Annotated in this window: 24 protein-coding genes and 2 pseudogenes; 13 read left to right on the forward strand and 13 right to left on the reverse strand. The window is 60.8% G+C overall.

Going from position 1 to position 23,345, the window contains the following annotated elements; all coding sequences use genetic code 11:
- Positions 1-36: 36 nt before the first annotated feature.
- Entirely contained in the window at positions 37-1,275 is a 1,239-nt protein-coding gene (locus MOV61_RS04545; protein WP_247135720.1) for a sugar ABC transporter substrate-binding protein, read from the reverse strand.
- A gap of 42 nt (positions 1,276-1,317) precedes the next feature.
- Positions 1,318-2,337, reverse strand: a complete 1,020-nt coding sequence (locus MOV61_RS04550) for a LacI family DNA-binding transcriptional regulator (protein ID WP_247135778.1) — start codon at positions 2,335-2,337, stop codon at positions 1,318-1,320.
- A gap of 181 nt (positions 2,338-2,518) precedes the next feature.
- Here MOV61_RS04550 and MOV61_RS04555 point away from each other — a divergent pair, with 181 nt between their 5' ends.
- Positions 2,519-2,809 carry a hypothetical protein gene (locus tag MOV61_RS04555; protein ID WP_247135781.1) on the forward strand — a complete coding sequence of 97 codons (291 nt, stop codon included), beginning with the start codon at positions 2,519-2,521 and terminating at the stop codon, positions 2,807-2,809.
- 49 nt (positions 2,810-2,858) lie between these two features.
- Here MOV61_RS04555 and adh read toward each other — a convergent pair whose 3' ends face one another.
- Both adh and MOV61_RS04565 read right to left on the reverse strand, forming a co-directional pair.
- A complete protein-coding gene (gene adh, locus MOV61_RS04560; protein ID WP_408962351.1) occupies positions 2,859-4,370 on the reverse strand; it encodes an aldehyde dehydrogenase in 1,512 nt (503 codons plus the stop codon).
- A gap of 138 nt (positions 4,371-4,508) precedes the next feature.
- On the reverse strand, positions 4,509-5,366 hold the full coding sequence (locus tag MOV61_RS04565; RefSeq protein WP_247135722.1) for a helix-turn-helix domain-containing protein: 858 nt from the start codon (positions 5,364-5,366) through the stop codon (positions 4,509-4,511).
- 255 nt (positions 5,367-5,621) lie between these two features.
- Here MOV61_RS04565 and MOV61_RS04570 point away from each other — a divergent pair.
- A pseudogene (locus MOV61_RS04570) lies at positions 5,622-5,762 on the forward strand (L-idonate 5-dehydrogenase); the annotation flags it as partial.
- Here the strand turns inward: MOV61_RS04570 and MOV61_RS04575 are convergent.
- From MOV61_RS04575 to MOV61_RS04595, 5 genes are read right to left on the reverse strand one after another with little or no spacing between them, the layout of a single operon-like run.
- A complete protein-coding gene (locus MOV61_RS04575) occupies positions 5,720-6,718 on the reverse strand; it encodes an ABC transporter ATP-binding protein (protein WP_247135723.1) in 999 nt (332 codons plus the stop codon). The pseudogene MOV61_RS04570 and the gene MOV61_RS04575 sit on opposite strands and share 43 nt — an antisense overlap.
- Positions 6,715-7,686, reverse strand: a complete 972-nt coding sequence (locus tag MOV61_RS04580) for an ABC transporter ATP-binding protein (RefSeq protein WP_247135724.1) — start codon at positions 7,684-7,686, stop codon at positions 6,715-6,717. The genes MOV61_RS04575 and MOV61_RS04580 overlap by 4 nt, the downstream gene beginning before the upstream one ends.
- On the reverse strand, positions 7,686-8,603 hold the full coding sequence (locus tag MOV61_RS04585) for an ABC transporter permease (protein ID WP_247135725.1): 918 nt from the start codon (positions 8,601-8,603) through the stop codon (positions 7,686-7,688). The genes MOV61_RS04580 and MOV61_RS04585 overlap by 1 nt, the downstream gene beginning before the upstream one ends.
- A complete protein-coding gene (locus MOV61_RS04590; RefSeq protein WP_041364102.1) occupies positions 8,600-9,520 on the reverse strand; it encodes an ABC transporter permease in 921 nt (306 codons plus the stop codon). Before MOV61_RS04590 ends, MOV61_RS04585 begins: the two co-directional genes overlap by 4 nt.
- A 41-nt stretch (positions 9,521-9,561) precedes the next feature.
- Positions 9,562-11,082 (reverse strand): ABC transporter substrate-binding protein, encoded by a 1,521-nt coding sequence (locus MOV61_RS04595; RefSeq protein WP_247135726.1) that lies wholly within the window; start codon positions 11,080-11,082, stop codon positions 9,562-9,564.
- A gap of 210 nt (positions 11,083-11,292) precedes the next feature.
- On the opposite strand from MOV61_RS04595, the gene MOV61_RS04600 reads away from it, so the two are divergent.
- The 8 genes from MOV61_RS04600 (at position 11,293) to MOV61_RS04635 (ending at position 18,917) form a co-directional block, all read left to right on the forward strand.
- A complete protein-coding gene (locus MOV61_RS04600) occupies positions 11,293-12,078 on the forward strand; it encodes an IclR family transcriptional regulator (protein WP_247135727.1) in 786 nt (261 codons plus the stop codon).
- Between the two features lie 72 nt (positions 12,079-12,150).
- Positions 12,151-12,873 (forward strand): ribonuclease activity regulator RraA, encoded by a 723-nt coding sequence (locus MOV61_RS04605; RefSeq protein ID WP_247135728.1) that lies wholly within the window; start codon positions 12,151-12,153, stop codon positions 12,871-12,873.
- 528 nt (positions 12,874-13,401) lie between these two features.
- Positions 13,402-14,760 carry an NAD(P)H-dependent oxidoreductase gene (locus MOV61_RS04610; RefSeq protein WP_247135729.1) on the forward strand — a complete coding sequence of 453 codons (1,359 nt, stop codon included), beginning with the start codon at positions 13,402-13,404 and terminating at the stop codon, positions 14,758-14,760.
- 14 nt (positions 14,761-14,774) lie between these two features.
- Positions 14,775-15,080 (forward strand): putative quinol monooxygenase, encoded by a 306-nt coding sequence (locus MOV61_RS04615; protein WP_247135730.1) that lies wholly within the window; start codon positions 14,775-14,777, stop codon positions 15,078-15,080.
- Between the two features lie 17 nt (positions 15,081-15,097).
- Positions 15,098-15,988, forward strand: a complete 891-nt coding sequence (locus tag MOV61_RS04620) for an NAD(P)-dependent oxidoreductase (protein WP_247135731.1) — start codon at positions 15,098-15,100, stop codon at positions 15,986-15,988.
- A 44-nt stretch (positions 15,989-16,032) separates the two neighbouring features.
- On the forward strand, positions 16,033-17,028 hold the full coding sequence (locus MOV61_RS04625) for a DctP family TRAP transporter solute-binding subunit (protein ID WP_247135732.1): 996 nt from the start codon (positions 16,033-16,035) through the stop codon (positions 17,026-17,028).
- Positions 17,029-17,082: 54 nt separating this feature from the next.
- Positions 17,083-17,640, forward strand: a complete 558-nt coding sequence (locus MOV61_RS04630; protein WP_247135733.1) for a TRAP transporter small permease — start codon at positions 17,083-17,085, stop codon at positions 17,638-17,640.
- A complete protein-coding gene (locus tag MOV61_RS04635; protein ID WP_247135734.1) occupies positions 17,637-18,917 on the forward strand; it encodes a TRAP transporter large permease in 1,281 nt (426 codons plus the stop codon). The genes MOV61_RS04630 and MOV61_RS04635 overlap by 4 nt, the downstream gene beginning before the upstream one ends.
- A 58-nt stretch (positions 18,918-18,975) precedes the next feature.
- Here the strand turns inward: MOV61_RS04635 and MOV61_RS04640 are convergent, their stop codons facing one another.
- Positions 18,976-19,881, reverse strand: a complete 906-nt coding sequence (locus MOV61_RS04640) for a LysR substrate-binding domain-containing protein (protein WP_247135735.1) — start codon at positions 19,879-19,881, stop codon at positions 18,976-18,978.
- Between the two features lie 243 nt (positions 19,882-20,124).
- Here MOV61_RS04640 and MOV61_RS30555 point away from each other — a divergent pair.
- A pseudogene (locus MOV61_RS30555) lies at positions 20,125-20,319 on the forward strand (hypothetical protein); the annotation flags it as partial.
- Between the two features lie 138 nt (positions 20,320-20,457).
- Here MOV61_RS30555 and MOV61_RS04650 read toward each other — a convergent pair.
- From MOV61_RS04650 to MOV61_RS04660, 3 genes are all read right to left on the reverse strand, one after another.
- Positions 20,458-21,060: a mobile mystery protein B gene (locus tag MOV61_RS04650; protein WP_247135737.1), complete on the reverse strand. Its 603-nt coding sequence runs from the start codon at positions 21,058-21,060 to the stop codon at positions 20,458-20,460.
- The gene (locus MOV61_RS04655) at positions 21,057-21,515 is read right to left on the reverse strand and encodes a mobile mystery protein A (protein ID WP_247135738.1); all 459 of its coding nucleotides are present in this window, start codon (positions 21,513-21,515) and stop codon (positions 21,057-21,059) included. Before MOV61_RS04655 ends, MOV61_RS04650 begins: the two co-directional genes overlap by 4 nt.
- 113 nt (positions 21,516-21,628) lie before the next feature.
- The gene (locus tag MOV61_RS04660; RefSeq protein ID WP_247033905.1) at positions 21,629-21,892 is read right to left on the reverse strand and encodes a hypothetical protein; all 264 of its coding nucleotides are present in this window, start codon (positions 21,890-21,892) and stop codon (positions 21,629-21,631) included.
- Positions 21,893-22,371: 479 nt separating this feature from the next.
- Here MOV61_RS04660 and MOV61_RS04665 point away from each other — a divergent pair, with 479 nt between their 5' ends.
- Both MOV61_RS04665 and MOV61_RS04670 read left to right on the forward strand, forming a co-directional pair.
- Positions 22,372-22,917 (forward strand): GNAT family N-acetyltransferase, encoded by a 546-nt coding sequence (locus tag MOV61_RS04665; protein ID WP_247033906.1) that lies wholly within the window; start codon positions 22,372-22,374, stop codon positions 22,915-22,917.
- 95 nt (positions 22,918-23,012) lie between these two features.
- Positions 23,013-23,345 carry a YciI family protein gene (locus MOV61_RS04670; protein ID WP_247135739.1) on the forward strand — a complete coding sequence of 111 codons (333 nt, stop codon included), beginning with the start codon at positions 23,013-23,015 and terminating at the stop codon, positions 23,343-23,345.

Below are 23,345 nucleotides of genomic sequence, written 5' to 3' on the forward strand. Positions count from 1 at the left end.
GGTTTTCGCCTTCCGGTCGCAGCAGCCTTTGGGAGGTTACTGGCCGCTGTCGATGATCGACTGCATTTCGCTTTGCGCATTGGCAAAGGCGCCATCGACGTCATCACCGAAAATGGCGGCGTTGGTGAAGCTCGCCCAGGGGCCGTTCGCGCTGTTGATCAGGTCGTTGAATTGCAGCGTGTAAGGGGTCTTTGCGACCGCGATCGCGTCTATGCCAACCTGCAGGCGTGGATCGAGACCTTGCAGGACCTTTTCGGCAATATCGCCCCGTGTCGGCAGGCTTCCGTATTTGGCCATGATCTTCTGGCCGTCCTCGGAATAGATGTATTCGAGAAATTTCTTGACGGCGGCGATCTTCGGCGTCCCCTTGGTGACGACAAAATTGTCGCCGCCGGCAAAGGACGACGTACCGCCTGTCGCGCCGGGGATCAGCGTTACGCCGAAATTGATATCCGGATGCTCGGTCACCAGCGAGCCGATGGCAAAGGCACCAAGGCTCTGCTGGCCGATCTTGCCGTTGGTGAACGAGAGGAAGTTCACCCCATTGTCGCTGGCAGCGCCCGCCGGCACGAGATCCTTCTTGACCATGTTGCGGTAGATATTGATGGCCTGGCGCATTTGCGGCGTATCGAGGGTCGCCGCCTTGCCATCGGCCGACAGGATGTCGGCCCCCGAGCCCCAGACAAGCGGGGTGAAGGTGAAGATCATGCAGCCGCCGCAACCGCCGCCGGAAAAGTAGAAGCCATAGGTATCGTCACCCAAGGCGCGGATTTTTTCGGCATTGGCGGTGATTTCGTCCCAGCTTGCCGGCGCCTTTTCCGGGTTGAGACCGGCCTTCTTGTAGAGGTCCTTGTTCCAGGCGAAGACCGAGGTCTCGACCGACAATGGCAGCCCGTAGATGCGACCATGGTAGCTGCCGAGCTTGACATGGGACGGCGACAGCGAGTTGAAATAGGGCAGGGACTTCGCCCAGTCCGTCAGGTCTTCGAGCTGGCCTGCCGCCGCAAAGGCGGGATTGTAGATCAGGTCCATCGACAGCGCGTCAGGCGCCTGTCCGCCTGCAATCGCCGTCGCATATTTCTGTACCAGTTCGGAGAACGGCACCTCGGTCATCGCGACCTGGTTCTCGTGGCTGGAATTATAGGCTTCTACGGTCTTCTTGAAGGCATCGCCGACACCGGTGCGAACCCACATTTCGACCTTTTCGGCCGCCGATGCGCTGGCTACCAGGCACAGGGTTGCGACGCTGGTCGCAGCCAATAAACGCTTAATCATGATACTCCTCCCAATTTGACGCCATTCTCCCTGGCGCTTTGTTCATTCCCTTGGGGTTTCACCCCCGCACGATTGCCGGACGACCAGCCGGCATGGCAGTTTCCGCACGCCCGGCTCGACGGACCGTCCTTCGGCGAGCGCCAGGACGGTCAATCCCGCCTGCCGCCCCAGTTCCTTCAGTTCCATGTCCACCGTCGTCAGCGGTGGCCGGGTCTGGGCCGCGACAATCTCCCAATTGTCGAAGCCGATCACCGAAACATCTTCCGGCACCTTGATGCCGCGTTCGCGCAGGGCATCCACCGTGCCGCGGGCGATCTGGTCGTTGCCGCAGAACAAGGCATCCGGCTTGTCGCCGGCGCGCTCCCAGAGCAGGCCGACCGCCTCATGGCCCCAGCTTTCCGACCAGACGCCATAAAGAACCTGTTGGCATTCGCCCGCTGCGATGCTGTAGGCATCGGCGCGTTCGCGCACCGAGAAAAAGTCCTTCGGGCCGGTGACATGGACGATCCGGCGCCGCCCGATCGACTGCAGCCACCCGACTGCAAGGGTTGCGCCATGCGCATCGTCCGACCGGAAGATGACGCTGTTCGGCGTCCCTTCGGTGAAGGCATAGACGACCGGAACCGACAGGTTCGAGAGATCGACCGGCAAACTCCTGTCCATCCGCTTGCCGGTGGCGATGATGCCGTCCACCTGCTTGTCGAGCATTGCTTCGACATGGATCTGCCCAAGCGCCGGGTCGTCTTCGATGGCGCAGAGGAAAACCGAAACGCCGTGATCGACCAGTGCCTCCGATACGCCAGCCATTACCGGCAAGGTGAATCGGCCGTAGGTGTCGTTGGTGAGAAGCCCGATCGTGAAGCTGCGCTTGCTGAGCAGGCCGCGCGCAAGGGCGTTCGGACGAAAACCGATATCGGTGGCCACCCGTTTGACCCGTTCCCGTGTCTCGTCTCCCATGCGGCCGGTGTTGTTCAGAGCTTTCGACGCAGTCGAAATGCTGACGGCCGCCGCGGCTGCAACGTCATGAATCGTAATGCGTTTCTTATTCCTCCCCGTATCCAGCCTCTTGTCCTCCTGTTGTGGTGAGAAAACCTTTTACCAGGGAAATTGTCAAGTGAGAAAAGGTTTTCTCAATTCAATGGGCCGAGGTTTCAAGATTCCGCGAATCCCTCAGGCAAAAATGGAATTTTGCCTTCTCGCCCCACATAAATGGGCGAAAGCATGGAAAGGAGAGATCATCACAATGACTTCGGAAGACGTCGTCGCCGTACTCGACCCAGTCGACCGGACACTCGTGACCGAGGTGATAGCAACCGGGGCGACCCAGGCTGATCTGGCCATCGTCTTTGCGATCGATGACGTCGGCCAGACCTGCCGGCCGGGGCGGCGGATGGCAACGTTGGCCGAGCCGGTGCCGATGGAGGCGGTATGGATTACCTCCAGCACGTCTGTGGCCCACTCGTGGATCGCAAATTGGCCGAGCATAGCATGCCGCATCCAGCTAGCTCGGCACATGGGCGAAAAGAGCGGATGAAAACGTCAGGGGTGGGCTCGTAAAGACCCACCCCTTGGCAATCCTCGGCTCAGAAGAACCCAAGCTTGTTTGGGTTGTAGCTGACCAGCATGTTCTTGGTCTGCTGATAGTGGTCGAGCATCATCTTGTGCGTCTCGCGCCCAAAGCCCGACTGCTTGTATCCACCGAACGCGGCGTGGGCCGGGTAGGCGTGATAATTGTTGATCCAGACGCGGCCGGCCTGGATTGAGCGACCGAAGCGGTAGCAGCGGTTGGCGTCGCGGCTCCACACGCCGGCCCCAAGGCCGTATATGGTGTCATTAGCGATTTGCAGCGCCTCCGCCTCATTCTTGAACGTTGTGACAGAAACCACTGGACCGAAGATCTCTTCCTGGAAGACCCGCATCTTGTTGTGGCCCTTCAGGATCGTTGGTTGAACGTAAAAGCCGCTGGAAAGGTCCCCGTCAAGGCGCGCGGCATCCCCTCCGATCAGTACCTCTGCCCCTTCTTCCACGCCGATCGTCAGATAGGACAGGATCTTGTTCTGCTGTTCCTGGCTCGCCTGTGCTCCCACCATCGTCTGCATGTCGCGAGGGTCACCCTGTTTGATCGCGCGCACCCGCTCGATGCAGCGTGCGATGAACGCCTCGTAGATGTCCTCCTGGATAAGCGCACGACTGGGGCAAGTGCAGACCTCGCCCTGGTTGAAGGCAAATAGGACGAACCCTTCGACGGCCTTGTCAAGGAACGCGTCATCCTCTGCCATCACATCGGAGAAGAAGATGTTCGGGGACTTGCCGCCCAATTCCAGGGTTACCGGGATCAGGTTTTCGGTTGCCGCCTGCATGATGATGCGCCCGGTCTCGGTGGAGCCGGTGAAGGCGATCTTTGCAATGCGGGGGGATCTGGCCAGTGGGCCTCCCACCTCGGGTCCCATCCCGTTGACGATATTCAGGACGCCGTCCGGCAGGAGGTCGGCGATCAGTTCCATCAGCACCATGATGGCCGCTGGTGTCTGTTCGGCAGGCTTCAGTACAACGCAGTTGCCGGCGGCAAGTGCGGGGGCCAGCTTCCAGGCGGCCATCAGGATTGAAAAGTTCCACGGAATGATCTGTCCGACGACGCCAAGCGGCTCGTGATAGTGATAGGCGACCGTGTCGGCGTCGATTTCGGACATGGTGCCTTCCTGGGCACGCAACACAGAAGCGAAATAGCGGAAGTGGTCGACTGAAAGCGGGATGTCTGCCGCGGTGGTTTCGCGGAGCGGCTTGCCGTTGTCCCACGTCTCGGCCTGCGCCAGAAGCTGGAGATTGTCTTCCAACCGGTCGGCGATCTTCAAGAGAATGTTGGCGCGTTCGCTTGCTGAGGTCCGGCCCCAGGCCTCCTTGGCATCGTGGGCCGCATCCAGCGCCAGCTCAACGTCGGCCCCGTCCGATCGAGCAACTTCGCAGACCTTTGCGCCAGTGATCGGGGTGATGTTGTCGAAATATCGGCCGTGGACTGGGGGAACGAACTTGCCGCCGATGAAATTGTCATAGCGGTCCTTGAAGGGCGAGACATAGATGCTCGCCGGCTTGGTCATGATGTTCATGGAAATACTCCTCCGTGTGATCGGATCCTCCACCCGATCACATCTAGATGCGCCAGAAAGGTCGGCTGGTCAGCCTGGGGGAGAGGGTCAGGGGTCCAAAACGTCCCAAATCTGAGACAGGTGGGCGCGCTATTCGCCGATATGCAGCCGTCTCATGCGCCGGTAAAGGGTCGCGCGGCCGATCCCCAACCGCCGAGCGGCCTCCGACACGTTGCCCTCGGCACGAGCAAGGGCACGCATCACGGCGGCTCGTTCCGCGGCGTCGAACCCCAAACACTCGTCTCCCCCGCCGAAGAGGTCCGACGCAGGGCGGGGTTTAAGCAAACCCGTGGGCTCCAATCTGAATACCCGACGTGCGCCCCGTGTTGCCCCGACGACAAGGTCGTCGGCATCCACAGCCAAAAGCACCGACATCTCGCTGTCGTCCGTATGTGCCACCACGATGCGGGAATTTGGAAATGTAGCGCGGAAGTAATCGGCCTCGATGGACCGCGCGGTCTGCGCCACCATCGCCGAAATGAGCCGATTGAATCCTTCCGTCTGGTCGACCCGGGCAGAAGACACATCGAGCGCGGCGATGATGCCGCCATCGGCCCCGAAGACCGGAGCATCCATGCAACTCATCCCAGTGTTGCGGGCGAAGAAGTGTTCGTCGCGGTGGATAGTGACGCTTCTTTTCTCAGTCAGGCAGGTGCCTATTCCGTTGGTGCCTTCGCTGGCCTCGCTCCAGTCCGCGCCGGGCCACAGGCCCCATTCCTGGAAGACTGTCAGATCGGAATCCTTGCAGCGCTGATCCAGGATCACACCGTCGCAATCGGTCAGAAGAACACCGCACCCTGAGGCACCCACCAGGCCAAAGAGATGGTCAAGCCTTGCTGTTGCAACCCTCATGAAGCGATCCAGGCAAGCTCGTCGGTGGTCGAGTTCCGCCTCCTCGACCCGATCGTTCGGTCGGCGCGCCGCCGGATCCAGCCGGTGATGTTCCATTGATCGTCGCCAGGAAGCAGCAAGCGGACTCCGCGCCGCGTCCGATGCGGACGCGATAACCTTTGCAACCCTGTTCACGTGATCGGTTTCGCCGCGGATGATACGTCCTCCCTGGCGGTAAGCTTACCACCTCCTTGGGCTGCGGCAATATGAATCCCGCCGGCAGCCCTGTCTCAGGTTAAACGGGTAACCTGGCCTGGACGTCCCGGGCTAGAGAGCGCGCGTGTGCACTGCTGGGATGGCTGGTTAGGCGGCCAGGCGAAGGGCACTTTCCGCTTCCACGATGAATTCGGCCTGGCGGTCGAGCTGATTGAAAACAAGAGGGTCGACCTGAAGCCGCTGCTCACCGGAACCTATCCCCTCGAAGACGCCGGCATGGCATTCGAGGCGGCCTCTGCATGGTGGCAGGCGGTCAGCAATCCCGGGGCAGCCGTCCTTGCCGTCAGTCCGGGCTCCTGTTCCGCGCAGATCGAAGTGGCCTTCCAGCAGCGCGTCCGAAATCGGCATCCGCTCGGGGGATTGGCAGGGCTTGGAAGATCACCTTGCAGCACGATGCGCTTGCGATGACCACGAAGCCTTGGGTCCGGCGTCGGAACGGCCGACATCAGGGCCTGCGTATAGGGATGTGCCGGCGCGCTGAAGATCGATTGCTTCGGCCCGGTCTCGATGATCTTGCCGAGATACATGACCATCACACGGTCCGCGACGTGCCGCACGACGGCAAGGTCGTGCGCGACGAAAAGCATCGCCAGATTGCGCTCGCGCCTCAGCCTGGCGAGCAGATTGACGACCTGTGCCTGAACCGAGACGTCGAGGGCCGAGACCGGTTCGTCGCAGACGAGGAGCGTCGGGTTGAGTGTCAGGGCGCGCGCGATTCCAAGCCGCTGCCGCTGGCCGCCTGAAAATTCCGAAGGATAGCGGTCCGCATGTTCCGCACGCAGCCCCACGGATTCAAGCAGCTTGACCGTCTCCTCCCGCCAGCGGGCCTTTGGCATGGCGCCCGGATGCAACGCCCACGGTTCGGAGATCAGCCGGTCGACCCGCATGCGCGGATTAAGTGACTGGTATGGGTCCTGGAAGACGACCTGCATCTTGCGGCGCAATTTATGCAGCTCGCTTCCGCTCGCTTTGGTGATTTCCACGCCATCGAGAACGGCGCTGCCGCTGGTCGCCGGCCCGAGCTTCAGGAGCGTCCTGACCAGGGAAGTCTTGCCGCAACCGCTTTCGCCGACAAGGCCGAGCGTCTCTCCGCGGGCGATCTCGAAGCTGACGTCATCGACTGCGCGCACGGGCGTCGCGCCGCTGCCGAAGTGCCGGGAAAGGTTTTCGACTTTGAGGAGGGGCTGGTTCATGCTGTCAATACCGGGAAATGGCAGGCGGCCTGGCGGCCCGGCCCCATGGCTTCAAGGGGAGGGACGACCTCGGCGCAGAGCCCTTCGGCGCGCGGACAGCGCGTCCTGAACGCGCAGCCTGAAGGAAGGGCGACGGGATTGGGCGCCGAGCCGGGAATCGGCACCAGTTCGTCCTCATCGGTATCGATGCGCGGCTGCGAGGCGAGCAGGCCGACGCTATAGGGATGTCGCGCATCCTCGAAAAGTTCGAAGACATTTGCGGTCTCAACGATCCGGCCGGCATACATGACGGCCACGCGGTCCGCGAGTTCGGCCACCACACCCAGATCGTGGGTGATGAAGATCATTCCGGCATCGCTGCGTTTACGGATTGTGGCCAGAAGATCAACCACCTGCGCCTGGATCGTGACGTCGAGCGCCGTCGTTGGCTCGTCGGCGATGATGACATCCGGTTCGAGTGCTACGGCCATGGCGATCATGATGCGCTGGCGCATGCCACCGGAAAATTCGTGCGGATATTGGCGCGCCCGACGTTCAGGATCGGGAATGCCGATTGCCGTCAGGAGGTCGATCACGGCCTTCTCGACCCCGCCCTCGGGGTTGCGGCCGTGGATACGGTACATCTCCGCGATCTGCCAGCCGACGGGATAGACGGGATTGAGTGCCGCAAGCGCATCCTGAAAGATGAGGGCGATGCGGTTGCCGCACAGATCTCGCCGCTCGTTGCGCGAAAGCTTCAACAGTTCCGCCCCGTCGAAGCGGATCGACCCCCGGTCGATAGCGCCCGGAGGATTGGGAACGAGGTCCATGATGGCAGATGCGGTCACAGACTTGCCGGAGCCGCTTTCGCCAAGAAGGGCCAGGACTTCACCGCGTTCCAGCGAGAAGGAGACGCCATTGAGTGCGAATATGCGGCCGGACGCCGTATCAAAACTGACTTGCAGGTCCTCGACTTCGAGAAGGGCCATCAGCGCCTCCGGCTGACAAGGCGCCAGTGCTGCGACGGATCGTTGACGATCCGGAACCAGTTGGCGAGCAGGTTGAAGGACATGGTGGTGAGCATGACGGCGAGGCCGGGGAAAAAGCCGAGCCACCAGGCGGACGATAGATAGCCCTGGCCCTGGGCGACCATCAGACCCCAGCTCACCGAAGGCGGCTGGATGCCGAGGCCGAGATAGCTCAGGCCGGATTCGAACAACATGACCATGGCGAGATTGACCGAGGCGAGCGTCAGCATGGTGGGTGCGACGCTGGGGAGGATGTGGGTGCGCAGGATCCAGGTCGGTCCGCCACCGAAGACGCGCGCCGCATCGACGAAAAGTCGTTCGCGGACCTCCAGCGTTTCGGCTCTTGCGACGCGGATATAGGCCGGCATTCGAGTGACGGCGAGCACGATCACGAGGTTGCTGACGCTCGGACCGAACAGATAGAGGCTGAAGAGTGCCACCAGCAGGGTCGGGAAACCGAGGATGATATCGCAGATCCTCATGATGACGTTTCCGACGATGCCGCCGAAATAACCGGCGATCACGCCCAGCAGCGTGCCGCCGATCAGGCTTGTCAGCACGGTCACCACGGCAATGCCGATCGTCGTCGAAGCCGCCTGGATGAGTCGGACGAGGAGCGGCCGTCCGAGCGCGTCGGCACCCAGCCACAAGGTCCAGGACTGGCCGAAGTCGAACGGCGGCAGGTTGCGCGCCTTCAGTGAAATGCGGTTGTCGCCCAGGAGCGACAGGGAATCGGTGAGGATGGCGAGCACGACGATCAGTAGCCAGATCGCCGCGGCGACGGCCATCGGGTCACCCGCGAGCGCACGCAGGAGCCAGAGGATGCGGCGGCTACGGCGCTCGCGGGCCGGGAGGAATTCGGCAGACGTGTCTGTCATTCGACCCTCACGCGCGGGTCGATCGAGGCATAAAGCATGTCGACCAGGATATTGATGACGAAGATCACGACCGCGACGGCAAAGATCGATGCCTGGACGATTGCGAAGTCGCGTTTCAGGATGCCGTCGATCAGGAGTTTGCCGATGCCGGGAAACCCGAAGACCACCTCGACGACGCCGCCACCGCCGGCGAACTGGGCGGCAAGGTCGCCGGTCACCGTGACCGCGGGCAGGAGAGCATTGCGGAGCGCGTGCACGAAGGTGACCCGTCCGTCACGCGCGCCCTTGGCCCGCGCCGTCCGGACGAATGTCGCATTCAGCGCTTCAATCATCGAGCCGCGGACGATCTGCACCAGAGTTCCGAAAGGTCGGGCAAACAGGCAGGCGACGGGCAGCACCCAGTAAATCGGGCCGCCGAAGCCTGACGTCGGCAGAATGCGGAAGGTAACCGCAAAAAGAAGCACGCCCATCAGGCCGAGCCAGAAATCCGGCACGCTTGCGGCTGCCTGCGACAGGACATTGACGCCCCGGTCGATCCAGCCACCGGCATTCACGGCAGCAATGGATCCCATGACGATCGCGGCGGTGAAGGCCAGAGCCAAGGCGATGGCGCCAAGTGCCAGCGTGTTCGGCAGCGCCTCCAGCACCACGTCCATGGCCGGGCGATTGTGCCAGAGAGACATTCCGAAATCGAGGCTGAGAATATCCCAAGCCCAATCGAAGAACTGGGCCAGGAGCGAGCGATCGAGCCCAAGGCGGATGCGCATGGCTTCGCGCGCCGCATCCGAAGCGTCGACCGGCAGGTAGAGATTGACGGGATCGCCCGTCAACCGCACGAGGAAGAAGGCGGATGTCATCAGCGCCGCAAGCGCGAGCGCCGCGAAGGCCGCACGTTTCAGGAAATAGGTGAAGGACATCCGCTCTCCTCAAGCGACATACAAGCCGTCGGCCGGGCAGATCAACGGTAGCTGATCGACTTCAGCTTGATCTCGTTGCCGGCCTGCACATCAGGCGTATAGTTCACGTTCTTGGCGACACGGGCGATCGTGACCATGTGAAAGAGCGGGGCGATGTTGACCGTATCGACGGCGATGTACTTGAAGGCTTGCTGGAACAGCTTCTTGCGCTCGTCACCAGTCGCCTTCGAGGCATCGGCGATCAGCTTGTCGAGACCGGCGTCCGTGATGGTCGACTGGTTGCCATCCGTGGTAAAGCGGTTCGGCAGCGTGAACACGGCATCGCCCTCGGCATTGTCGATCTGCGTCTGCAGGATCGAGGGCGGGCGATCCTTGTTCCACGGCTTCAGCAGCCGCTTCAGCCACGGGCTTGTCTCGAGCATTTCAAGCCGAGCGTTGAAACCGGCATCCGCCAGCATGGCCTGAATGGCCTCCAGGCTTTCGGACGAGTTCGGATAGATGCCGATGCGGCCGTAGATGACGATCTCCTTGTCGACCGGCACGCCATCCGCCTTGGCGGCCGCAAGCAAGGACTTCGCCTTTTCCGGATCGTAGTGCCAAACGGGAATGTCAGGATTGAAGCCGAAGACCGACGGCGGCACGACCTGCATCGCCTTTTGAGCGTCCTTGTGGAAGATCGTTCCGATGAGGCCATCCCTATCGATCGCAAGGTTGAGTGCTTCGCGAACGCGCTTGTCGTTGAGGGGCGCAATCTGCGCATCGATCCTCAAGAGCGAGGTTTCGGCGTTTGGAAAGGCGTGATCCTGTCCGGTGGTGCCGTCCTGGGGTGCGATTTCATAGGCGATCTGCGCTTCGCCGGTGTTGACCATCGCCGCCCGCACCGCGGACTCGGAGCGCCAGATGATCGTCGCTTTGGGAATTGCCGGCTTGTCGCCCCAATAGCCTTCATAGGCCACGAGACCGACCGACTGGCCGGGCGTCCACGCGACCAGCTTGTAAGGTCCGGTTCCAGCTGGGTTGCGCGTCTTGGCGTCGCTCGGGGTTGCCGGCGAACCGATGTCCAGGGCGGACAGCTTGTTCGGGAGGATTGGCTCGACAATGTCCGTCTTTATGAGGATGGTCGTTGGGTTCACGGCTTCTGCATTGAGTTTGATGCCCTTTAGCGTGGCTTGTCCCACCTCGCAGGCGAGCGCCGGATCCTGGGCCCGCTTCAGAGCCGCGATAACCGCATTGGCATCGAAGGCCTTGCCGTCGTGGAAAGTCACGCCTTGGCGCAGCTTGAACTCCCAGGTCAGGCTATCGACCTGCCGCCAGCTGGTGGCGAGGCTCGGGACGACAGAACCATCCTTGGGGCTGAGATTGACGAGCGCTTCGGTGATGTTGTTGTGCAGAATGCGTGAATTGCCCGAGAGGTCCGTGTCGCAGGGGTCGAGCGATTTCGGCTCGTCCGTGACCACGACCGTCAGCTTGTCAGGGGCCGCGCGAGCGGGAATTGCGGCGCTTGCCGCCAGCGACATTGCAAGCCCCATGCTCAACGCATGGATAGCCGTGATCTTCTTCATAAGAGCCCTCCTCCAAATCCAATCGAACCGCATACGGCGCTTCGGTGATCTCTTCCTCAAAGTCATCCGGGTCCGCGGGGACAGCCGCGCTCAAATGGCTTTACTTCCTCCTGCAAGTGCGTAGTGTCAAATATGACACTTGCGACCCCAACATGCTCGTTCGATCTCAAGAAGTCAAGGCAAGCAATCCGCATATGGAATTTGAAGTTCATGATTGAACCAAAGAATGGGTCTCCGGTGGTGGAAAAGACGGCGCATCTACTGGAGGCGGTCGCCGATGCGAGGACCGGAATTTCGCTCGGCGCATTGGTCGATCAGCTCGGAGTGCCTCGTTCGACCGTGTACCGCATCCTCAATTCACTGACCGCACATGGGCTTGTGGCTCGGGTGAATGGCGGAGCTTCCTACGAGCTGGGGCCGAAATTCGTGCAACTCGCGCGGCGTATTTCGCCCGGCGCGGATAGGGTGACGCTGATCGAGGCGGCGAGGCCGATCCTGGCGGCCGCGGCCGACAGGATCTACGAATCCTTCAGGCTGGCGGCACCCGAAGGTAATGAAATGATGACGATATTTGCGGCTTCCAGCCCTGGCGACTACGCCCTGTTCATCAAGGTCGGCGGGCGTTCGCGCAAGCATGTCGGTGCGGCCGGCAAGCTTGCTCTGGCCTATTCCGACTACAACGAGATCGAGGTCTACTGCGCCGGCGGGCTGGAGGCCCGGACGCCGTATACGATCACCGATCCTGAGACGTTGAAGGAAGCGCTCGCTGAAATTCGCCGCAGCGGAAGTGCGGAAGACAATCAGGAATCCAATCTCGGTCTGCGAGCTTTCGCCGCTCCCATATTCGATTCTGCAAGTCGCCTGGTCGCCACCGTCAGCGTGCCGTTCATCGGCGAGGCGACGCCGGAGCGCGCTCGATCAATCAAGCGCGAAGTCCTTGACGCCGCTGCCATGGTGATGAAGGCTATCAACGGCATTCATCCAATGTCCAAATAAGAAACTATAAATTCTTTATTGAACTATCGTGTCGTTATGCTAGACCTCGCAGCCGGACAAACGGAGGTTATCATGACGGCTTTGGACCCATTGGTTTACGCAAAGCTTTTGCGGACAAATTCTGCGACCCTGAGTAGCTTGCTGCTGAAGCGTGGGCTCAGGAACACCGCGGTTCGCGGCGTGCGACCGCTGGCCGCCGCCGACAAGCCGATGATCGGCCCGGCCGTCACCGTTCGCTACATTCCCGCCCGGGAAGACATCGACGGCTCGACCTACAGTTCCGATCCGTCCAACCAGCAGCGCAAGGCGATCGACACGATGCCCGAGGGGCACGTCCTCGTGTTCGATTGCCGCTCGCTGGTGGAGATTGCCGGGATTGGCGCGATGCTGGCTCGGCGCCTTGTCTACCGCGGATGCGCTGGCCTTGTGCTGGATGGCGGCGTTCGCGACACGGCCGATATCGCCCAGCTTGGGCTCCCGACCTATTGCATGGGCCCGGCGGCGCCGGCCAATCTGGTTGCCCACCACGCCTCGGATATGAACCAGCCGATCGCCTGCGGCGGTGTTGCGGTTTATCCCGACGATATCATCTTCGGCGACAGCGAGGCTGTCATCGTCATCCCTCGGGAATATGTGAACGAGATCGCTGACGAAGCCGTTGCAATGGAGGAGCAGGAGGAGTTCCTGAAGCTGGAGATCGAGTCTGGCAAATCGACACTTGGCGTGTATCCGCCGAACAGGGAAACCCTCGACCGGTTCGAGGTTTGGCGTAGGGCTCGCGTTGACGCCGTTTGACGCCTACAGTTGCCAGTCCGGTTGGTCCAATCTGGTAGCTCGCTGAGCGGTGATGTCATCTCTGGATGGCGCCCGCTTGGCAATGTGATTTTGAATGACGTTTGAGCTTTGCGGGTCGGGTGTAGTCGTGTCTACGGAAGCATGCATCAGTTCAGCACTTAAGACCGGATCGATTCCCCTCAGCACCTCGTTACCCTCCCTTTGGATCAGGCCATTCCGGTGTTTGTGAGCTGGTACGCGACCTGAACTTGGCTCGCTTAAGAATGCTTAGAAAATCTAACGCATATTCCCAATCTTCTAAATTGAGCTAACCGCTTTTCACTCCTACTGTCTGGGTACAAGCCGTTTGTGGGAGGCGGCCGAGAGGGGCGCAGGCAGGTTGCCGCGTTCTCCGGGAGGAGACTTTATCATCGCTGGAACCGCATTCGCCGGAGGGGCAGCCATGCCCCGCAATCCGGGAGCGGTTGTTATCGATCGGTCTCCGGCCGGGCTCTATGTAAAAGATATTCCCCAGCCGAGGATGTTGAAATGAATCTGTATTCACTGCTTTCGCTTCGTGCCGCCGATGGACGTCCGGTCAGGGTCGGCCTGATCGGTGCCGGCAAGTTCGGGTCGATGGTGCTCGCCCAGGCCCAGCGCATTGCCGGCCTGCACATGGTTGCCGTGGCCGATCTCGATGTCGGAAAGGCGAAGGAATCCATGCAGCGGGTTGGCTGGGCCAAGGAGCGCTACAGCGCGACCAGCGCCGGGGATGCCGTCAAGAACGGCACGACCTTCATCACCGACGATGTCAAGGCGCTGTTCGAATGCGGCGAAATCGAATGCATCATCGAGGCGACAGGCCATCCGATCGCCGGCACCCGCCATGCGCTGGGCGCGATCGAGCACAACAAGCATGTGGTGATGGTCAATGTCGAAGCCGACGTCATGGTCGGCCCGATCCTGGCCGAGAAGGCTCGCGCCAAGGGGCTCATTTATTCCATGGCCTACGGCGATCAGCCGGCGCTGATCTGTGAACTGGTCGACTGGGCACGCGCCACCGGCTTCGAGATTACCGCCGCCGGCAAGGGCATGAATTTCGAGCCGCGCTATCGTTATTCCACACCGGATACGGTCTGGGGTCTGTTCGGCTGGACGGAGGAACAGGTCGCCGCGGACAACCTCAACCCGAAACTCTACAATTCCTTCACCGACGGCACCAAGGCCGCGATCGAAATGGCTGCGGTCGCCAATGGCACCGGCCTGGATTGCCCGGATGACGGCCTGGCGTTCCCGCCCGCTGGCCTCCACGACCTCGCTCGCGTTTTCCGCCCGGCATCCGACGGTGGCCGCATGGCGCGTTCGGGTCTCGTCGACATTGCCGCCAGCCAGGAACCGGATGGCCGCGAAGTGTTCAACAACATCCGCTACGGCGTGTTCGTCACCTTCAAGGCGCATAACGAATATGCCCGGTCCTGCTTCAAGCAATATGGCCTGCTGACCGATCCGTCGGGCTGGTATGCCTCGATGTGGCGTCCGTTCCACATCATCGGCCTGGAGACCTCGATCAGCGTCCTGTCCGCCGTGCTGCGCAACGAGCCGACCGGTTGCTCCAAGGAGTTCCGCGGCGATGCGGTCGCGACCGCCAAGAAGGACATGCAGCCCGGCGAAATGCTGGATGGCGAGGGCGGTTATGCCGTCTGGGCCAATGCCATTCCGGCAACCCGCAGCCTTGATCTCAAGGCCCTGCCGATCGGTCTTGCCCATAACGTCAAGCTCAAGCGGCCGATCAAGAAGGATCAGATCGTCTCGTTCGACGACGTCGAGATCGTCAATGACCTCGACGTGGTGAAGCTGCGCCAGGAAATGGTAGGTAGCTTCCGCCCGGCCAAGAGCGCGGCAGCGTGAGCACGGGTGACCAGATGAGCGCGCCAGCCTTTGTCGTGATCGCGGAATTCCAGGTGAAGCCCGGCAAGATGCGGGCTTTCCTGGAAGCTGCGCGGGATGACGCCCGGCACTCTACCGCAGATGAGCCTGGTTGCCGGCAGTTCGACGTGATCTGCCCTGAAGGATCGGAAGATACCGTGGTGTTCTACGAGGTCTATGATAGCAGGGCCGCCTTCGACGCCCATCTGGAAACGCCGCATCTCGAGCGTTTCCGGCAGGCTTTCCCGCCGCTGATCGTCGAGCAGCGGCCGGTCCGCTTTTCACGCCGGGACTATCCGTGATGGCGGGAGACGGACAAATGACCGAGAGCATAAGGCGCATTGCCGTCATCGGCACCGGCATCATGGGTGGTCCCATGGCCGGGCGTCTGGCCGAGGCAGGTTTTGCTGTTTCGGGCTGGAACCGGACGCCGGAAAAGGCGGCGGCATTGAGCGACCGCGGCGTGGTCACGGCATCTGATGCCGTCGCTGCCGCAGCGGACGCCGACGTTGTGATCTGCATGCTGAGTTCCGGCCCCGTCTGCGAGACGGTGCTGATGGGCGAACATGGCGTGATCTCCGCCATGCGGCCGGGAGCGATCCTGGCCGTCATGAGCTCCATTCCGGTGGAGACCGCCGTGGCGCTGGCCAAGGCGGCCGCCGATCACGGTGTGGCTTGTGTCGATGCGCCGGTTTCGGGTGGTGAGAAGGGTGCCAGGGAAGGAACGCTTGCGATCATGGCTGGCGGGGATGCCGCAGTCGTCGATCGGCTGCATCCGGTCTTCGCTCCTCTCGGGCGGGTGACGCATGTCGGCCCGGCGGGCAGCGGCGCGCTGACCAAGCTTGCCAATCAGTTGATCGTCGCCTCGACCATCTGCGCGGTGGCCGAAGCGCTGACGCTCGCCAAGCGTGGCGGCGCCGATCCGGCCAGGGTGCGCGAGGCTCTGCTCGGCGGGTTCGCCGACTCCACTGTGTTCCGCCAGCACGGCCTGCGCATGGTGGAAGGCAATTTCCAGCCCGGTGGGCCCGCGAAATATCAGGTGAAGGACACATCGACGGCGCTAGCCTTTGCGCGCAGCCTTGGATTGACGCTACCGGTCAGCGAGGAGGTTGATCGGCTTTTTCAAGCCATGGTGGATGATGGTGACGGCGATCTCGATCACAGCGGCGTCATTCTTCAATTGCAACGCATGAACCGGGGCGGAGGCTAGTCCGCCTGACATCCAGTTGAGACTATCAAAAGGGAGGAATGAAAATGAAACACTTCGCACTTCGCAGCCTGTTGGCCGCGGCTACCATGCTGACCGCCTCGATCGTCCAGGCAGCGACGCTGACCTTGTCTACGCCTGATCCAGACAATTCCGAAATCACCGTTGCCGCCAACAAATTCGCTGAACTCGTGGCCGCCAAGACCAACGGCCAACTGACCGTCAAGGTCTTCCCGAACGGCACGCTCTATGGCGGCGATCCCTCCGGTGCCGTAAAGCAGCTGGCCGGCGGTTCGCTCGATATGCTGCTGCTCGCGACATCGCTCTATGCCAACTTCAATCCGAAGTTCTCGGCGATCTCCATCCCCTACGTCTTCGACAACGAGGCGCAGCTGCGCAGCTACCTCTCGGGCGCGCCGGGCCAGGAGCTGATCACCGATCTCGAAAAGATCGGCATCAAGGGCATCAATCTCTGGCCGCGTCCGTTCCGCCAGATGACCAATTCCAAGCTTGCGATCACGAAGCCCCAGGATCTGTCGGGGCTGAAGTTCCGCGTGCCGAACAATCCGCTCTGGGTCGAATTCTTCAAGAAGATGGGTGCGGCGCCGACGCCCCTTGCTTTCGCGGAGGTTTACAACGCCCTGCAGCTGAAGGTCGTCGACGGCCAGGAAAACCCGATCAACGTACCGCTCAGCGCCAAGTTCTACGAGGTGCAGAAATATGCTTCGATCACCAACCACATGGGTGACGGCTGGGTGCTGGGCATCAATCCTGCGAAATTCGAAGGACTGAGCGACGCGCATAAGAAGGCGCTCGGGGAGGCGGGCAAGGAAGCCGAGGCCTGGAAGGTCGCAAACGACGCAGCGACGGCGGAGACCACCATCGCGGAGTTGCAGAAGCACGGTATGGAAATCAACCGCCTGACGCCCGAGCAGCAAAAGGCGTTCGTCGCGATCTCGAAGGGCCTTTACCCGATCTTTGCCGGACTGGTGAAAGACCAGGCCTTCTTCGACAAGACCATCGCCTTCGTCGGAAAGAACTGATCCTTCGTCCCAAGCCGGACCGGTCCTGCACCGGTCCGGACAGGAGAATAAGCCATGGTTAAAAACAGCTCTCTCTTAAACAAGATCATCAAGGGCATGACCGACGTCGTCGCCGGCATCGCCGTGTTCGGCGTGCTGATCGTCGTCCTTCTCCAGGTCGCAAGCCGTCTTCTCGGCGTTCCGGTCTCATGGACCGAGGAGGCTACGCGTTATCTTTTCGTGTGGATGATCTTCCTGGGACTGGCGGCGGGCTTTCGCACGGTGGAAACCGCGCGCGTGGTTGTCTTTCTGGCGATGCTGCCGCGCGCGATCCAGCGGCTCTCGGTGCCGATCTATGTGACGACGTCGGTCATCTTCTTCGTCCTGACCGGATGGACCGGTTATCATCTGGTCAAGCAGCAGTTCATGATGAACGAAACCACGGCCACGCTGATCGTGCCCATGTGGGTGATCGGCCTCATCATGCCTCTTAGCTCCGTCTTGGCGGTACTTGCCATCTTCGAATCCTTACGGACACGCCGCGACCTCATTGAAATTTCCGATCCCGCCCAGGGCATGCCGGAAATCACGCTCGCCGAAACTGTACTGCCCAAGCCGGAGAAGCAGCCATGAGCCTCCTTCTTCTTGTCCTTTTCCTGGTGATGAGTGCGTTTGGCGTTCCGCTTGCCGTTGCTCTAGGCCTCGCCAGCGTGCTGGCCATCGTGGTCTTTACCTCGACGCCGATCGATCTTCTGGCGCAGAGCATGTTCTCGGCGATGAATTCGTTCCTGCTGGTCGCGGTGCCGCTGTTCATTCTGGTCGGGGTGCTGATGGAGCGCGGCCACGTTGCCGAAAAGCTCTTCGACTTTGCTGAAGCCATCGTCGGCTGGCTGCCGGGCGGCCTCGGCCATGTGAACGTGGCATCGTCCGTCATTTTCGGCGGCGTGTCCGGGTCGTCTGTTGCCGATATTGCTTCCATCGGCGCAATCGAGATCAAGGCGATGGAGCGCCATGGATTTCCCAAGGGTTATGCCGTGGGGATGACGCTCTGTACCTCCACCCTTTCGTCGATCATTCCGCCGTCAATCCTGATTGTGATTGCGGGATCGATCGCCAATGCCTCCATCGGCACGCTGCTGGTCGCGGGCCTCATACCCGGCCTGTTTATCGCGCTGATGTTCATGGTGTTTAACCATTTTTACGCGGTAAGGTACGGCTACAACCCATCCAAGCCGTTCAACATGCGCCTGGTGGTGACAACGGGCATCGCGGCCATCCTGCCGATGCTGACGCCCGTCATTCTGCTGATCGGTATCGTCGATGGCTATTTCACGCCAACGGAAGCAGCCGGTATCGCCGTGCTCTATACCCTGTTTCTATCGGTCATCCTTTACCGCACAATTTCGCTACGGGAACTGCCCACGATCTTCATCGAAACGGCGCGGACCTCGGGCACGATCCTCTTCATTGCCGCCACCGCCAAGCTGGCCGCCTGGGTCTTCACTTTCGACGGTCTGCCGGCGCAGGTGGCGACGTTCCTCGCCGCGATCAGCACCGGTCCGACCATGGTTCTCGTCCTGATCTTCCTGTTCCTGATCGTCGTGGGCATGTTCATGGATGCCATCGCCGCCATGTTCATCCTGATCCCGGTGCTGATGCCGTCGGCCGTCTCCCTCGGGGTCGATCCGATTCACTTCCTGATCGTCATGGTCATCACCCTGACGCTTGGTCTGGTGACGCCGCCGGTCGGGGTTTGCCTGTTTGCCGTGGCGCAAGTGGCGAAAATGTCGATCGAGGATGTGATCAAGGGCTCGCTTGCACCAATGTCCATCCTGGTCGGGGCCATTCTCGCACTGGTGCTGTTCCCGCAGCTGACGCTGACGCCCATCCGGCTGCTGGGCCTCTACTGAAGCGGCAGCGAAATACGAGCGATCCCGTGGCGGCCCTCGGCCCTTACGGGATCTGCCGTCAGGAGACAGCGTCGCGCTGAGCAGCCTGCCAGACATCCCGCTCGGTACGCAGCCAATCGAGAAAGATCCGCACTTTCTTCTGACGCAGATGGTCCCGCGGGCAGACGATCCACTGTGTGACAATGCGGATTTCCGGTGGCGCTGCGACCGGGCAGACCAGCCGCCCGCTCTTCAATTCGTCGCCCATCATCAGCGTGCTCTCCAGGGCAATGCCCATGCCGCGTATCGCGGCGTCGATCGCCATATGGCTGCGGTCAAAGAGAATCCGTGACCAGCGCTCCTGCGGCGCAACCTCGGTCAGCTGAAACCAGGTCGTCCATTGCGCCTGTGACTTGACCGAATGGATCAGGCGGTGATCGAGCAGGTCCTGCGGCTGGAGGCTGCCTGCTGCGGCATAATCGGGCGAGCAGACCGGCATGAACTGTTCGTCGGCGATACCTTCCACGAACAGTCCCGGCCAGCGTCCATTGCCGTGGCGAAGCTCAATGTCCACCAGTTCCTGGTTGAAGTCGGTGGGCTCATTGGTGCCGTCAAGGCGAACTTCGAGATCGGGATGCTGGTCGAGCAGCTTGCCGAGGCGTGGCAGCAGCCACTTGTTGGACAGGGTGGGGGTAGCGCGAACGGTCAGCGTCGTAACTGAGCGAAATCCTTGGATCGTGCCGGTTGCTTCCTCGATGCGCTCGATCTGCTCGGCGATCATCGAGAAATAACGTTCGCCGGCCTCCGTCAGCACGACGCCTCGGCCGGCTTTAGCAAGCAGGGAGACGCCAAGTTGAACCTCCAGCAACTGGATCTGCTGGCTGACCGCCGATGGCGTCACGCTCAGCTCTGCGGCTGCACGGGAAATGCTGCCGGCACGAGCTGCGGCGTGAAAAACCAGGATGGCCTTGATCGGAAGCTGCATTTTCTACCTGCGCTGACGACGGCGCTGAGACGGTGTTCGTCGTTCAGAGAATGCTGTAATCACGAATGGCCTTAATTTCGTTGAGCAAATGGACAATAAGAAGAAGGCGACGTCAAGCCGGCTTTTCCTATCGTCATCGCATCGCGTCGGCCAAACGCGGGAGCCGAAGCACCAGGTCCGGGACATAGGTGATCAGGAACTAGCCACCAGCAGAGCCAGCGGGGAACGCTCAAGAATGCCGGATTGCTCGCCCCGGCTTATGAACTGGTCCACAATGTCCCGCCCGCTGTCGAAGCAGCGATCCGGATCGGCTTTCCGGTGATCGTCAAGCCGGTGGTCGGAAGTGGAAGCACCGGCGTGCGTCTTTGTCTGGACGGTCGAGATGTTGGAGAGCAGGTGGCCCATCTGCTGTCGAGCGGCGGCGAGGGAACGGCACGGGATGTTTTGATCGAGGAGTTCATCGTGGGATTGGAATATTCCGTCGAGACAGTTGGAGATGTCGTGCACGGCATCACCAAGAAGCCTGTCATCGCCCGGCGACCGCCTTGGCGTCGACGTGAAATGCGTCGCAGGAAGTCAAGAGACCCCGGGCGCCACAAAAGCCAACAGCGGTTCCAAATTGTAATTATCTGCCGCTTTCAGCGCCGCGATATAGGCGGCGCGTCTCTCGCTCATCTTTTGAAGATCGGAGCCCGATGTCCAGTTGATAGGTTCGGCTCCATATATCTTTTCAAGAACGACATCCGCCATGATGCGCGCATGCCGGCCATTACCGTTCGGAAACGGATGAATGAATACCAGCTTATGATGTAGCCGGACAGCCACCTCGATCGCAGAGTACGTGTTGTTATCAGCCCAATACCGGGCATCATCCATGAGCCCCCGCAGTTGGACTCCTATCTGCACGGGATCGATACCAATGTTTTTCCCCGTTTTGCGAAATGCGCCCGCCCAATCCCAAACATCGCCAAAAAGGCGCCGATGAAGCTCGATTGCAAAGTCATCGGTCAGAATATCTTTTCGGCGCATACGAGAAATCCAGCGCAGTCCAGAAGCGATGTTCGCCTGTTCGAGCTCGTCCAGCTCACTCTGCGTTTTAAGATGCTTAAATTTCAGCCCGCCGATTTCGTTTGGGTCGAGAGGGGTCGCACCATCGGGATATTCGAACTCAAAGGTCACTTATCCTCCCAGAAATCGGAGGGCATCTGGTACATCAGCTCATTCATCAGGCGCGCGACTTCCTGCTGGGTCAGGCTGTGCGAAACAGTTTGGTCTTCCAACGCCATATGCTTTGCGGCCCTACCGACGATCGCTTGTGCTTTTTTCCTGGCCTGGGCGATAATGACATTTTCGATCGCCTGAGGTGGGACAAAGGCGTAGACGAAGCGGCAACCCATCGCTTCTGCGATCGCCTCCATGGACTTCAAGGTCACACCGCCATCAAGCTCGGCTTTTTCGGCCTGCGCGATGCGCGAGCGCGTGACGCCCATTTTCTTGGCGAGTTGCGCGCCCGACATGCCCAAAGCTCTGCGCACGGTTCGGATCCAGCCTTCAGCGGGTCTCTCGATATCGTTTCCATGCGCCGTATCTACAATCGCCTGATACTGCCGACGTACGGTTTGCTTCACGCCCATTGGAGACTCGTATATTGACGGATTAAATCATTTCGTCAATAAAAAGCTATACAATCTGTGACAAAATGTCAATATATTTATTGACGCTGTTGGTGCGTCACTTATAATGGCCTTCACTGGAGACGACCAAGCTGTTCTTCCTCGTTGGCAATCGCCCCGTCTCGCTGCTGACCTGCGAGGCGATCGCTGAATTGAACGAGGCTTTTCCAAGCTGACGCGGATCGGAAAAGGAGATCCTGTTGGATCAATGGCTCGTGCTCTTGAGCGTCTCGCTTGCCACCGGTGCGCTCAACGGACTGGTCGGCACGGGTCGCCAGCCTTCTTCTCCTGCCGGTTTTGGTGCCCATGTTAGGCGCATTCGAAGCGATCGCGATCATGGCGGTGGCGGCTTCCCGGCGAATTTTTCGCGTGCTCCTGCGTGGTGGCGATCGAGCGCTTGGCGAGCCGTGCTTGCCTATCCGGACGCTGCGGAGATCCTGCGGCGTATGCTGCCCAGGCATGACTGCTTTAGCTCCCTCGCGACCGGCGTTGCCGCTATCTGATGAAGAGCAGAATGACATGGGGCGGGTTATCAGGCTGATCATCATATTGAAGAGACAATGACGGTAACGCCAGGCATTGGCAGAAAATGCAATCTTTTTGTCATTTCCGCCACAAGACTCGTTCGATATCTTGGCAATGGCTGCAATGCAGATCGGAGCGCCGGACGTTGGCGCGCTATCTTCTCATCATAGGTCGTGCGCGATTATGCACGCCTGGCCGGTTTTGCTCCGGACTATGGGAGATCGCCAAAGGTTGAGCGCCGCGAGCCTTGAGGGAAGCCGTCTTTTTCCTTCACCTTGGACGAGGACACGGAATGATCGACACTGAATATAGGGTTCGCCTTGCAGAGCCTCGGGAACTTGGCGCCACGGCCGCTCTCGTCACCGACGCTTTCGCGCAATATCGCGGAGTTTTGCCCGCCCACATCTTCGATCCCTATTTGAGAGACTCGCGCGACTTCACGAGCCGGTGGGGGCAGGCGGATATTGCGGTGCTCGAGACGCAAGGGCGGCTCGTTGGAACGGTCACCTATTACGCAGAGGCGTCGCGCGAGGGAATGGGGTGGCCTTCCGGTGTTGCGGGGCTTCGAACATTGGCCGTCGCGCCCTCCGCTCACGGACGTGGCTACGGTCGGGCACTTTGTTTGTGGTGCATAGGACGCGCCCAACAAGATGGAGCACGTGCTCTCACGCTGCACACCGCCGAGTTCATGATGGCGGCGTGCAAACTGTATGAGGGCCTTGGTTTTCGCAGATGCCCTTCGCACGACGTGACGGCGTCGAATGTTCTCGGGTTCAGTCCCGGTCTGACCGATCAGAAGATCATAGCGTACGCCCTGCCACTCAAGGACGCCGGATAGGCGCCTGGCTACTGACCGCCAGACGGTCTGCAGCCGCACCTGACGCCGTTGTGGCCGGCCCGCCGCATACCACTGAAAGGAAAGGAGACGAGACCATGCCGAAGTTTATCACAATCGGATATGGCGACCCGGCTGGCTACGATCGCACGCCCGGACCCGTCAAAGACGCCGCGCATGCCCAGGACGCAAAACTGCGGTCCGAGGGCGCCGTGATCGGGATCGCCGGCACACCGGTGCAGGTCCGCAATCCGGAGGCGCGCGGGTTGGAAACCCGCGATGGACCGTTCATGTCGTCAGCCCTGCCGATTGCGGGATTTGCCGTCATCGAGGCCACCGATCTGGCCGACGCCATAGAGAAGGTTTCCCACGTACCGTGCGCGATTGCACACGGCGTCGTTGAAGTTTGGCCCCTGAAAGAAGTACCCTGA

The organism is Neorhizobium sp. BETTINA12A, from assembly GCF_023006485.1.
In the GTDB taxonomy this organism is placed as follows: Bacteria; Pseudomonadota; Alphaproteobacteria; order Rhizobiales; family Rhizobiaceae; genus Neorhizobium.

Bases quoted from the DNA above. Each gene is read 5' to 3' on its own strand.
- MOV61_RS04545 (WP_247135720.1), bottom strand. From the start codon at position 1,275: ATGATTAAGCGTTTATTGGCTGCGACCAGCGTCGCAACCCTGTGCCTG.
- MOV61_RS04555 (WP_247135781.1), top strand. From the start codon at position 2,519: ATGACTTCGGAAGACGTCGTCGCCGTACTCGACCCAGTCGACCGGACA.
- adh (WP_408962351.1), bottom strand. From the start codon at position 4,370: ATGACCAAGCCGGCGAGCATCTATGTCTCGCCCTTCAAGGACCGCTAT.
- MOV61_RS04565 (WP_247135722.1), bottom strand. From the start codon at position 5,366: ATGGAACATCACCGGCTGGATCCGGCGGCGCGCCGACCGAACGATCGG.
- MOV61_RS04575 (WP_247135723.1), bottom strand. From the start codon at position 6,718: ATGAACCAGCCCCTCCTCAAAGTCGAAAACCTTTCCCGGCACTTCGGC.
- MOV61_RS04580 (WP_247135724.1), bottom strand. From the start codon at position 7,686: ATGGCCCTTCTCGAAGTCGAGGACCTGCAAGTCAGTTTTGATACGGCG.
- MOV61_RS04585 (WP_247135725.1), bottom strand. From the start codon at position 8,603: ATGACAGACACGTCTGCCGAATTCCTCCCGGCCCGCGAGCGCCGTAGC.
- MOV61_RS04590 (WP_041364102.1), bottom strand. From the start codon at position 9,520: ATGTCCTTCACCTATTTCCTGAAACGTGCGGCCTTCGCGGCGCTCGCG.
- MOV61_RS04595 (WP_247135726.1), bottom strand. From the start codon at position 11,082: ATGAAGAAGATCACGGCTATCCATGCGTTGAGCATGGGGCTTGCAATG.
- MOV61_RS04600 (WP_247135727.1), top strand. From the start codon at position 11,293: ATGATTGAACCAAAGAATGGGTCTCCGGTGGTGGAAAAGACGGCGCAT.
- MOV61_RS04605 (WP_247135728.1), top strand. From the start codon at position 12,151: ATGACGGCTTTGGACCCATTGGTTTACGCAAAGCTTTTGCGGACAAAT.
- MOV61_RS04610 (WP_247135729.1), top strand. From the start codon at position 13,402: ATGAATCTGTATTCACTGCTTTCGCTTCGTGCCGCCGATGGACGTCCG.
- MOV61_RS04615 (WP_247135730.1), top strand. From the start codon at position 14,775: ATGAGCGCGCCAGCCTTTGTCGTGATCGCGGAATTCCAGGTGAAGCCC.
- MOV61_RS04620 (WP_247135731.1), top strand. From the start codon at position 15,098: ATGACCGAGAGCATAAGGCGCATTGCCGTCATCGGCACCGGCATCATG.
- MOV61_RS04625 (WP_247135732.1), top strand. From the start codon at position 16,033: ATGAAACACTTCGCACTTCGCAGCCTGTTGGCCGCGGCTACCATGCTG.
- MOV61_RS04630 (WP_247135733.1), top strand. From the start codon at position 17,083: ATGGTTAAAAACAGCTCTCTCTTAAACAAGATCATCAAGGGCATGACC.
- MOV61_RS04635 (WP_247135734.1), top strand. From the start codon at position 17,637: ATGAGCCTCCTTCTTCTTGTCCTTTTCCTGGTGATGAGTGCGTTTGGC.
- MOV61_RS04640 (WP_247135735.1), bottom strand. From the start codon at position 19,881: ATGCAGCTTCCGATCAAGGCCATCCTGGTTTTTCACGCCGCAGCTCGT.
- MOV61_RS04655 (WP_247135738.1), bottom strand. From the start codon at position 21,515: ATGGGCGTGAAGCAAACCGTACGTCGGCAGTATCAGGCGATTGTAGAT.
- MOV61_RS04660 (WP_247033905.1), bottom strand. From the start codon at position 21,892: ATGATCGCGATCGCTTCGAATGCGCCTAACATGGGCACCAAAACCGGC.
- MOV61_RS04665 (WP_247033906.1), top strand. From the start codon at position 22,372: ATGATCGACACTGAATATAGGGTTCGCCTTGCAGAGCCTCGGGAACTT.
- MOV61_RS04670 (WP_247135739.1), top strand. From the start codon at position 23,013: ATGCCGAAGTTTATCACAATCGGATATGGCGACCCGGCTGGCTACGAT.